General features: G+C 60.9%; 9 protein-coding genes. All 9 read left to right on the top strand.

The features are described 5' to 3' along the window. Position 1 precedes the first annotated feature (1 nt). The gene (gene fliF / locus ACIP1X_RS25965; RefSeq protein ID WP_400755699.1) at positions 2 to 1,741 is read left to right on the top strand and encodes a flagellar basal-body MS-ring/collar protein FliF; all 1,740 of its coding nucleotides are present in this window, start codon (positions 2 to 4) and stop codon (positions 1,739 to 1,741) included. Continuing rightward, complete coding sequence (fliG, locus tag ACIP1X_RS25960) at positions 1,734 to 2,753, top strand: flagellar motor switch protein FliG (protein ID WP_053118356.1); 1,020 nt, start codon at positions 1,734 to 1,736, stop codon at positions 2,751 to 2,753. Before fliF ends, fliG begins: the two co-directional genes overlap by 8 nt. 4 nt (positions 2,754 to 2,757) lie before the next feature. Then, the gene (gene fliH / locus ACIP1X_RS25955) at positions 2,758 to 3,564 is read left to right on the top strand and encodes a flagellar assembly protein FliH (protein WP_400755698.1); all 807 of its coding nucleotides are present in this window, start codon (positions 2,758 to 2,760) and stop codon (positions 3,562 to 3,564) included. Then, on the top strand, positions 3,554 to 4,912 hold the full coding sequence (gene fliI / locus ACIP1X_RS25950) for a flagellar protein export ATPase FliI (protein WP_212544229.1): 1,359 nt from the start codon (positions 3,554 to 3,556) through the stop codon (positions 4,910 to 4,912). Before fliH ends, fliI begins: the two co-directional genes overlap by 11 nt. A gap of 6 nt (positions 4,913 to 4,918) precedes the next feature. Further along, the gene (gene fliJ / locus ACIP1X_RS25945) at positions 4,919 to 5,371 is read left to right on the top strand and encodes a flagellar export protein FliJ (protein ID WP_053118362.1); all 453 of its coding nucleotides are present in this window, start codon (positions 4,919 to 4,921) and stop codon (positions 5,369 to 5,371) included. 154 nt (positions 5,372 to 5,525) lie between these two features. Further along, positions 5,526 to 5,831 carry an STAS domain-containing protein gene (locus ACIP1X_RS25940; RefSeq protein WP_159812646.1) on the top strand — a complete coding sequence of 102 codons (306 nt, stop codon included), beginning with the start codon at positions 5,526 to 5,528 and terminating at the stop codon, positions 5,829 to 5,831. Positions 5,832 to 5,836: 5 nt separating this feature from the next. Further along, positions 5,837 to 7,540, top strand: a complete 1,704-nt coding sequence (locus tag ACIP1X_RS25935; RefSeq protein ID WP_400650101.1) for a SpoIIE family protein phosphatase — start codon at positions 5,837 to 5,839, stop codon at positions 7,538 to 7,540. 31 nt (positions 7,541 to 7,571) lie between these two features. Then, the gene (locus ACIP1X_RS25930; protein ID WP_053118368.1) at positions 7,572 to 7,919 is read left to right on the top strand and encodes an Hpt domain-containing protein; all 348 of its coding nucleotides are present in this window, start codon (positions 7,572 to 7,574) and stop codon (positions 7,917 to 7,919) included. A 105-nt stretch (positions 7,920 to 8,024) separates the two neighbouring features. Then, a complete protein-coding gene (locus ACIP1X_RS25925) occupies positions 8,025 to 9,386 on the top strand; it encodes a flagellar hook-length control protein FliK (RefSeq protein ID WP_400755697.1) in 1,362 nt (453 codons plus the stop codon). Positions 9,387 to 9,734: the final 348 nt, after the last annotated feature.

The raw sequence follows: 9,734 nt of genomic DNA, 5'->3' as shown, positions 1-9,734 counted from the left end.
GATAGACGGCAAACCGCCGCTGTTCGGCTTGTCCTTCCTGGAAAACCTCTCCGAGATGACCATGCTGCGTCAGGTGGGCCTGTTGGTCGGCCTGGCAGCGAGCGTGGCGATTGGCTTTGCCGTGGTGCTGTGGTCGCAGCAGCCGGATTACCGTCCGTTGTACGGCAGCCTTGCCGGCATGGACGCCAAGCAGGTCATGGACACCCTGGCCGCCGCTGACATTCCTTACAACGTCGAACCGAACTCCGGCGCCTTGCTGGTCAAGGCCGAAGACCTGTCCCGTGCGCGGATGAAACTCGCAGCCGCTGGTGTCACTCCCAGCGACGGCAATATCGGTTTCGAAATCCTCGACAAGGAACAAGGTCTGGGCACCAGTCAGTTCATGGAAGCGACCCGTTATCGTCGCGGCCTCGAAGGCGAACTGGCACGCACCATTTCCAGCCTGAACAACGTCAAGGGTGCCCGCGTGCACCTGGCGATTCCGAAAAGCTCGGTGTTCGTCCGTGATGAACGCAAGCCAAGCGCTTCGGTTCTGGTCGAGCTGTACTCCGGTCGTTCGTTGGAGCCGGGTCAGGTGATTGCGATCATCAACCTGGTCGCGACTTCCGTTCCCGAGTTGAGCAAATCGCAGATCACCGTCGTCGACCAGAAGGGCACCTTGCTCTCTGATCAGGCGGAAAACTCCGAAATGACCATGGCCGGCAAGCAGTTCGATTACAGCCGCCGCATGGAAAGCATGCTCACCCAGCGCGTACACAACATTCTGCAACCGGTGCTGGGCAACGATCGCTACAAGGCTGAAGTCTCGGCCGACATCGATTTCAATGCCGTCGAATCCACCGCCGAGCAGTTCAACCCGGATCAACCGGCGTTGCGCAGCGAGCAGTCGGTCAACGAACAACGTACCGCCAGCAATGGCCCGCAGGGTGTGCCGGGTGCCTTGAGCAACCAGCCGCCGTCGCCAGCCTCGGCACCGCAGACCACCGCCAATGCCGCCGCGCCGGCTGCCATGGTGCAACCGGGTCAGCCACTGGTGGATGCCAACGGTCAGCAGATCATGGATCCGGCCACCGGCCAGCCAATGCTCGCGCCGTACCCGGCAGACAAGCGTCAACAATCCACCAAGAACTTCGAGCTCGACCGTTCGATCAGCCACACCAAACAGCAGCAGGGTCGCCTGAATCGTCTGTCGGTGTCGGTGGTGGTCGACGATCAGGTCAAGGTCAACGCGGCCAACGGTGAAACCACCCGCGCGCCGTGGACCGCCGACGAATTGGCGCGCTTCACCCGTCTGGTGCAGGACGCCGTCGGTTTCGACGCCAGCCGTGGCGACAGCGTCAGCGTGATCAACATGCCGTTCTCCGCTGAACGCGGTGAAGTCATTGCCGACATTCCGTTCTACTCTCAGCCGTGGTTCTGGGACATCGTCAAACAAGTGCTGGGTGTGTTGTTCATCCTCGTGCTGGTGTTCGGCGTGCTGCGTCCGGTGCTTAACAACATCACCAACGGCGGTCGCAGCAAAGAGCTGGCGCTGGGCAGCGATGTCGAGCTCGGTGGCATGGGCGGTCTGGATGGCGAACTGGCCAACGATCGCGTCAGCCTCGGTGGTCCGCAATCCATTCTGCTGCCTAGCCCGAGCGAGGGTTATGACGCGCAGCTGAATGCAATCAAGAGTCTGGTGGCAGAAGACCCGGGTCGCGTGGCCCAGGTCGTGAAAGAGTGGATTAACGCAGATGAGTGATAACCGAGCCGCCAGCGTCAAACTGAACAAGGTCGACAAAGCCGCGATTCTGCTGCTGTCCCTGGGTTCGACCGATGCCGCACAAGTGTTGCGCCACATGGGCCCGAAAGAGGTTCAGCGGGTCGGCGTGGCCATGGCGCAGATGGGCAACGTCCATCGCGAGCAGGTCGAGCAGGTGATGAGCGAGTTCGTCGACATCGTCGGCGACCAGACCAGCCTCGGCGTCGGCTCCGACGACTACGTGCGCAAAATGCTCACGCAAGCCTTGGGCGAAGACAAGGCCAACGGCCTGATCGACCGCATCCTGCTCGGTGGCAACACCAGCGGCCTCGACAGCCTGAAATGGATGGAACCGCGCGCCGTTGCTGACGTGATCCGTTACGAACACCCGCAGATTCAAGCGATCGTGGTGGCCTACCTCGACCCCGATCAGGCCGGTGAAGTGCTCGGCAACTTCGACCACAAAGTGCGTCTGGACATCATCCTGCGCGTGTCGTCGTTGAACACCGTGCAGCCAGCGGCATTGAAAGAGCTGAACCAGATTCTCGAGAAGCAGTTCTCCGGCAACTCGAATGCCTCGCGCACCACCCTGGGTGGCATCAAGCGTGCGGCGGACATCATGAACTTCCTCGACAGCTCGATCGAAGGCCAGCTCATGGACTCGATCCGCGAGGTCGACGAAGACCTGTCCGGTCAGATCGAAGACCTCATGTTCGTGTTCAACAACCTCGCCGATGTCGACGACCGTGGCATTCAGGCGTTGCTGCGCGAAGTGTCTTCCGACGTGCTGGTGCTGGCCCTCAAGGGTTCGGACGAAGGCGTCAAAGAAAAGATCTTCAAGAACATGTCCAAGCGTGCCGCCGAACTGCTGCGCGACGACCTCGAAGCGAAGGGCCCGGTGCGCGTCAGCGACGTCGAAACCGCGCAGAAGGAAATCCTCACCATCGCCCGCCGTATGGCCGAAGCCGGAGAAATCGTCCTCGGTGGCAAGGGCGGCGAGGAAATGATCTAAGCCCATGGACAAGCATGACGAGTCTGTGACGGATCTGATCCGCGCCCGCGATGTTCGTGGTTTCGAATCCTGGGCGCTGCCGAGCTTCGACCCGCCAAAACCGGAACCCGAGCCAGAACCCGAGCCTGAACCGCCGGAAATGGAAGAAGTGCCGCTGGACGAAGTCCAGCCACTGACCCTGGAAGAACTCGAAAGCATCCGTCAGGAGGCTTACAACGAGGGCTTTGCCATTGGCGAAAAGGAAGGTTTTCACAGCGCCACTCTCAAAGTGCGTCAGGAAGCCGAAGTCGCATTGGCCGCCAAACTCGCCAGCCTTGAGCAGTTGATGGCCAACCTGTTTGAGCCTATTGCCGAGCAGGATACGCAGATCGAAAAGTCGCTGGTCGACCTCGTGCAACACATCACCAAACAGGTGATCCAGCGCGAACTGGCCATCGATTCGACTCAGATCGAACACGTCATGCGCGACGCCCTCAAGCTGTTGCCGCTGGGCGTCGACAACGTGCGTCTGTACGTCAATCCGCAGGACTTCGAGCAGGCCAAAGCCCTGCGCGAACGTCATGAAGAAACCTGGCGCATCGTTGAAGACGAAGCGCTGCTGCCGGGCGGTTGCCGGGTCGAAACCGCGCACAGTCGCATCGACGCGAGCATCGAAACCCGCGTCGGCCAAGTCATGGCCAAACTGTTCGATCAGTTGCACGAACAGGCGTTGCACCCGGCAGAAGCGGATCTGAGCCTGGACATTCCTGAAGACGTAAAACCGGCGGCCACTGCTGAAGAGCCGCTCGCGGACGCCAACGATGCGCCTTGAACGCACCAGTTTCGCCAAACGCCTGAGCAGCTATGCCGAGGCCGTCGAAATTGCCGGGGCGCCGATTCTTGAAGGTCGCCTGCTGCGCATGGTCGGCCTCACCCTCGAAGCCGAAGGCCTGCGCGCCGCCATGGGCACGCGCTGCCTGGTGATCAACGACGACAGCTATCACCCCTCGCAGGTGGAAGCGGAAGTCATGGGTTTCTCGGGTAGCAAAGTTTTTCTGATGCCGGTAGGCAGTGTCGCCGGCATCGCCCCGGGCGCCCGCGTGGTGCCGCTCGCCGACACCGGACGTTTGCCGATGGGCATGAGCATGCTCGGTCGCGTGCTCGATGGCGCCGGCCGTGCACTGGACGGCAAGGGCGGCATGAAAGCCGAAGACTGGGTGCCGATGGATGGCCCGACGATCAACCCGCTCAACCGTGACCCGATCAGCGAGCCGCTGGACGTTGGCATTCGTTGCATCAACGGATTGCTGACGGTCGGTCGTGGTCAGCGTCTCGGTCTGTTCGCCGGTACTGGCGTTGGTAAATCCGTGCTGTTGGGCATGATGACCCGCTTCACCGAGGCCGACATTATCGTCGTCGGGCTGATCGGTGAGCGCGGTCGAGAAGTTAAGGAATTCATCGAGCACAGCCTCGGTGAAGAAGGTCTCAAGCGCTCGGTGGTCGTCGCCTCTCCGGCGGACGATGCGCCGCTGATGCGTCTGCGCGCGGCGATGTACTGCACGCGCATCGCCGAGTATTTCCGCGACAAGGGCAAGAACGTCCTGTTGCTGATGGATTCGCTGACGCGTTTCGCTCAGGCCCAGCGGGAAATCGCTCTGGCCATCGGCGAGCCGCCAGCGACCAAGGGTTATCCGCCATCGGTGTTCGCCAAGTTGCCGAAACTGGTGGAGCGCGCCGGTAATGCGGAGAAGGGCGGTGGCTCGATTACCGCGTTCTACACCGTGTTGTCCGAAGGCGATGACCAGCAGGATCCGATTGCCGACTCGGCGCGAGGCGTGCTCGACGGCCACATCGTGTTGTCGCGGCGTCTGGCCGAGGAAGGTCATTACCCGGCCATCGATATCGAAGCGTCGATCAGCCGGGTGATGCCGGCCGTGGTCTCGGTTGAGCACATGCAGCGTGCGCAGTATTTCAAGCAGTTGTGGTCGCGCTATCAGCAGAGCCGCGACTTGATCAGCGTCGGCGCTTACGTGGCCGGTGGCGATCGCGAAACCGATCTTGCGATCTCGCTGCACCCGCAGTTGGTGCGCTACCAGCGTCAGGGGCTCAACGACAAAATCAACATGGGTGAAAGTCAGGCCTACCTGGAAACCCTGTTCGCCCCAGCGGCGGGCGGGTAACCGGTCATGGCTGCCGTCAGTCGAGCCGCGCGTCTGGCGCCGGTGGTGGACATGGCTGAAAAAGCCGAGAAAACCGCCGTGCAGCGCCTCGGTTACTTTCAGGGCCAGGTGAAGGTGGCCGAAAGCAAACTCGCCGACCTCAATGCCTTTCGTCTGGATTATTCCGAGCAGTGGATCGTGCGCGGCAGCACCGGCGTGACCGGGCAGTGGCTGCTGGGTTTTCAGGGGTTTCTGGCGCAACTCGATACGGCTGTTGATCAGCAGCGGCAGAGTCTGAACTGGCACCAGAACAATCTCGATAAGGCGCGCGAGGCCTGGCAGCAGGCGTTTGCTAAAGTTGAAGGCTTGCGCAAACTGGTGCAGCGCTACCGCGAAGAAGCCCAGCGGCTTGAAGACAAACGCGAGCAGAAATTGCTCGACGAATTGTCGCAGCGCCTGCCACGGCATGAACCCTTTTAGAAGATCAAAAGATCGCAGCCTTCGGCAGCTCCTACACGCGATCCCTGTAAGAGCTGCCGAAGGCTGCGATCTTTTGACGTTGCTAGTTTCTTGCCCCGAGGTCAGTCAGATGCTAAACCTTGTACACGTTCGTCAATGACAAGGAAGCCAGTCAATGTCAGTCGTTGCAGAAGTCTCACCGGATGGGAAAAAGCTCAGAATCTCGGTCAAAGGCCGATTCGATTTCGGCAAACATCAGGAATTTCGCAATTCCTATGAACGGGTCGACCCCGAGCCAAACTCCTACGAGCTGGATCTGAAAGAGACCACTTATCTGGACAGTTCCGCCCTCGGGATGCTGCTGCTCCTGCGGGATCACGCGGGCGGTGATGATTCGGATATTCGGGTGGTTAACCCCAACTCCGACGTGCGCAAAATCCTCGCCATCTCCAATTTCGACAAACTCTTCGACATCACGTGACGGCCATGCAGGCGCAAGAGCCGCTGACCATCCTGATCGCCGAAGACAGCGCCGCTGATCGCCTGTTGTTGTCGACCATCGTCCGCCGTCAGGGCCACGAAGTGTTGGCGGCTGCCAACGGTGCCGAAGCGGTCGAGTTGTTCCGTCAGCAGCAGCCACAACTGGTGCTGATGGACGCAATGATGCCGGTGATGGACGGCTTCGAAGCGGCGCGGCAGATCAAACTGCTGGCCGGCGAAACGCTGGTGCCGATCATCTTCCTGACCTCGCTCAGCGAAAGTGAAGCACTGGTGCGTTGTCTGGAAGCGGGCGGCGACGACTTTCTGGCGAAGCCCTACAACCAGATCATCCTCGCCGCCAAAATCAAGGCGATGGATCGCTTGCGCCGCCTGCAAGACACCGTGTTGCAGCAACGCGACCTGATCGCCAAACACCACGATTACCTGCTCAACGAACAGCGCGTGGCCAAAGCGGTGTTCGACAAGGTCGCGCACTCCGGTTGCCTCAGCGCGCCGAACATTCGCTACCTGCAATCGCCTTACGCGCTGTTCAACGGCGACCTGCTGTTGGCGGCGTACACCCCGGCGGGTGATATGCATGTGCTGCTCGGCGATTTCACCGGCCATGGGTTGCCGGCAGCTGTGGGCGCCATGCCGCTTGCCGAAGTGTTTTACGGGATGACCGCCAAGGGCTACGGCCTGGCGGAAACCCTGCGCGAGATGAACGCGAAGCTCAAACGTATCCTGCCGGTCGACATGTTCTGTTGCGCCACGTTGCTGTGCCTGAGTTCGCTGCGGCGCTCGGTGGAAGTGTGGAACGGCGGCATGCCTGACGGTTATCTGCACAGGCTCGCGACGGGTGAGCGGGTTCCGCTGAAAGCACGGCATTTACCGCTCGGCGTGTTGAGCGCGCAGGCCTTTGATGACAGCACCGAAGTGCATGCGATGGCCGTCGATGATCGGGTGTTTCTGCTGTCCGACGGCGTCATCGATACCAGCGATGCCAATGATCAGCTGTTCGGTGTCGAGCGCTTGCAGCAAGTGTTTGCCGCCAATCGTGAGCCTGATCGGTTGTTCGAGGACATCGAGCAGGCGCTGCGGGATTTTCGTGGCGAGGCGCGCGACGATGTCAGCATGGTTGAAGTCAGCCTGCTTGCGCCGGCGCAGCTCAAGCCGACGGCGCCGGTGTATTCCGACAGCGGCCAGTCATGCCCGCTCGATTGGTCGGTGAGCTTCGAGTTTCGCGGTGCCACGCTCAAGCGCTTCAACCCTTTGCCGTACCTGTTGCAGTTGCTGCTGGAAGTGCATGGCCTGCGCGGGCAGAGCGGCGCGTTGTACAGCGTGCTCGCCGAGTTGTATTCCAATGCGCTGGAGCATGGCGTGCTCGGTCTCGATTCCAGTCTCAAGCGCGATGCGGCGGGGTTCGCGCGTTATTACGAACAACGCAACACGCGGCTGGAAGCGTTGCAGGACGGCTACGTGCGCGTGCATCTGCAGGTCACGCCGCAAGAGCAGGGCGGTTGTCTGGTGATTCGCGTTGAAGACAGCGGCAAGGGTTTTGACGTGGCGCGGGTGATGGAGCGGCCGCTGGAAAATGTCCGTTTGTCGGGACGTGGGGTCAGCCTGGTGCGGCAACTGGGGCGTAACGCCAGTTGGTCGGACGAAGGTCGTAGTGCCCGCGTGGAGTTTTTCTGGGAGGTTCAGGCATAATCCGCGCAATTCTTGATCAAGGAGTGAACAAGTGACTGACCCACATGTGGATCGCGACGTACTCGATACTTTGCGTGACGTCATGGAGGAGAACTATCCGGATTTGCTGGATACCTTCCTGACCGATTCCGAAAGTCGCTTGCAGGAGCTGCAGGCGACCGCCGATGCCGAAAAGCTGTCGGAGGTCGCTCACAGCTTGAAGGGCAGCGCGAGCAACATGGGCGCTGTTCGCCTGGCCGAGTTGTGCCAGGCACTGGAGTCGGACGCCAGACACAAAAGTCCCGCTGAAATCGTCAAACTGGTCGCTGAAATCAGCCTCGAATTTGATGGCGTTCGCCCGGTTTACGAAAGCGAACGGCAGCACACGCATACTCATTGAACCGGCCGCCGGACGCTTTTATCAAGCGTTCGGCGAAACTGGCCCGGCACTTGCAATCAACTTTCTCAACTGTACTTACGAGCCCCGTGCAGCGGAGACCGTTTCATGCCTGCGACCCCCAATATCCTTCTTCAGAATGCCGCTCAGGCCAAGGCGCAAGCTGCCTCGGCCAAATCGTCGGCGATGGCCGCAGAGCCCGTAGATAAAGCCTCCAGCTTCGCCAAAGTGTTCGCCGATCAGGGGGCGAACAAGCCAGTTGTCAGCACCGATAACCCGGCGAAAACCGCGCGCGACAAAGCCGCTGACAGCGCTAGCAAGAAAGACCTCGCCAAGGATCAATCTGCCGCCCCGGCTCCGGCGGTTGCCGATAGCGGCAATGCCTTGCCTGCCGACAAATCCGCGGCGGCCGATGACGCCGCTGCCAGCGATGACACTACCGATCCTGCGCAAACGCCGGTTGCCGACGCCAGCGTGACTGATCCTGCGCTTGATCCGGCATTGGCCGTCGCCGTGCAACCGGTGGCTGCGCCTGTGGTGCCAGCCCCGGTTGCCGCTGCACCGACGCAACCTGAAGCCGAAACACCAGCGGTCGCCTTGTTGCCAGCAGTCAAAGACCCGGCGGCCTCGACCGATAGCGATTTCGACCCGGCAGCCGATCCGCTCGATTCGATGCCGGCGGTGCGTTTGGCGATGGAGCAGGGCGGGCATATTTCCGCTGCCAGCCAGGCGCAACCGAAAACCACCTCGGCACAGGCTCAGGCTGACGGCGAATTGACCTCGGCGCAGAACTTCGCCGCCGGCATGGCCAGCATGCTCGACGTGCAAGCCGACAAGGACAGCACCAGTCAGGGCGGCGACAAAGCGTTCAGCGGCCTGATCGATGACGGTCTCAAAGACCTCAAGACTGCGACCAGCGATACCCGCGTTGATGATTTCGCCAACCGTCTCGCTGCGTTGACGCAGGCTGCCACACCAAAAACCGCGAACGCCGTGCCGGTGAATCAGCCGATTGCCATGCACCAGAACGGCTGGACGGAAGAAGTGGTCAACCGCGTCATGTACCTGTCCAGCGCCAATCTGAAGGCGGCGGACATTCAGCTGCAACCGGCCGAGCTGGGGCGCCTGGATATCCGCGTGAATCTGGTGCCGGATCAGCAGACCCAAGTGACGTTCATGAGTGCGCATCCGAGCGTGCGAGAGGCGCTCGACAGCCAGATGCACCGACTGCGCGAGATGTTCACGCAGCAGGGCATGGGTCAGGTTGAAGTAAATGTGTCTGACCAGAGCCGTGGCTGGCAGGGCCAGCAAGGTCAGGAACAGGCGCAGCAGGGGCAGAGCGGGCGCACCAGCGCGGCGGGTGGTCGTCTGGATTCTGCAGATGAAGAAATTGCCCCGGTCAGCGCGGCCGAAATTGCTGCCAACACCACCAGCGTCATCGGCAGCAGCGCCGTCGACTATTACGCCTGATTGATCGCTGACCCAATCAAAAGCCCCTCACCCTAGCCCTCTCCCGGAGGGAGAGGGGACTGATTGGGGGATGCTGGCGAAGTGCGCCGATTTGATGCTTTTACTGTGAGTCTGTAATCGACCCGGTCTTTCAGGTCGATGTTTGATCACAAAGCCCCTCACCCTAGCCCTCTCTCGGAGGAAGAGGGGACTGATTGGGGGATGCTTGCGAAGTACGCCGACCTGATGTTTTTGCTGTGAATCTGTAATCGACCCGGTCTTTCAGGTCGATGTTTGATCACAAAGCCCCTCACCCTAGCCCTCTCTCGGAGGAAGAGGGGACTGATTGGGGGATGCTTGCGAAGTACG

The sequence above is a fragment of the Pseudomonas sp. NPDC088885 genome, from assembly GCF_044750025.1.
In the GTDB taxonomy this organism is placed as follows: Bacteria; Pseudomonadota; Gammaproteobacteria; order Pseudomonadales; family Pseudomonadaceae; genus Aquipseudomonas; species Aquipseudomonas rustica.
Note: the sequence above shows the minus strand (reverse complement) of the source record. Positions and strands in the feature narration are given on the sequence as shown.

Bases quoted from the DNA above. Each gene is read 5' to 3' on its own strand.
- fliG (WP_053118356.1), top strand. From the start codon at position 1,734: ATGAGTGATAACCGAGCCGCCAGCGTCAAACTGAACAAGGTCGACAAA.
- fliH (WP_400755698.1), top strand. From the start codon at position 2,758: ATGGACAAGCATGACGAGTCTGTGACGGATCTGATCCGCGCCCGCGAT.
- fliI (WP_212544229.1), top strand. From the start codon at position 3,554: ATGCGCCTTGAACGCACCAGTTTCGCCAAACGCCTGAGCAGCTATGCC.
- fliJ (WP_053118362.1), top strand. From the start codon at position 4,919: ATGGCTGCCGTCAGTCGAGCCGCGCGTCTGGCGCCGGTGGTGGACATG.
- ACIP1X_RS25940 (WP_159812646.1), top strand. From the start codon at position 5,526: ATGTCAGTCGTTGCAGAAGTCTCACCGGATGGGAAAAAGCTCAGAATC.
- ACIP1X_RS25935 (WP_400650101.1), top strand. From the start codon at position 5,837: ATGCAGGCGCAAGAGCCGCTGACCATCCTGATCGCCGAAGACAGCGCC.
- ACIP1X_RS25925 (WP_400755697.1), top strand. From the start codon at position 8,025: ATGCCTGCGACCCCCAATATCCTTCTTCAGAATGCCGCTCAGGCCAAG.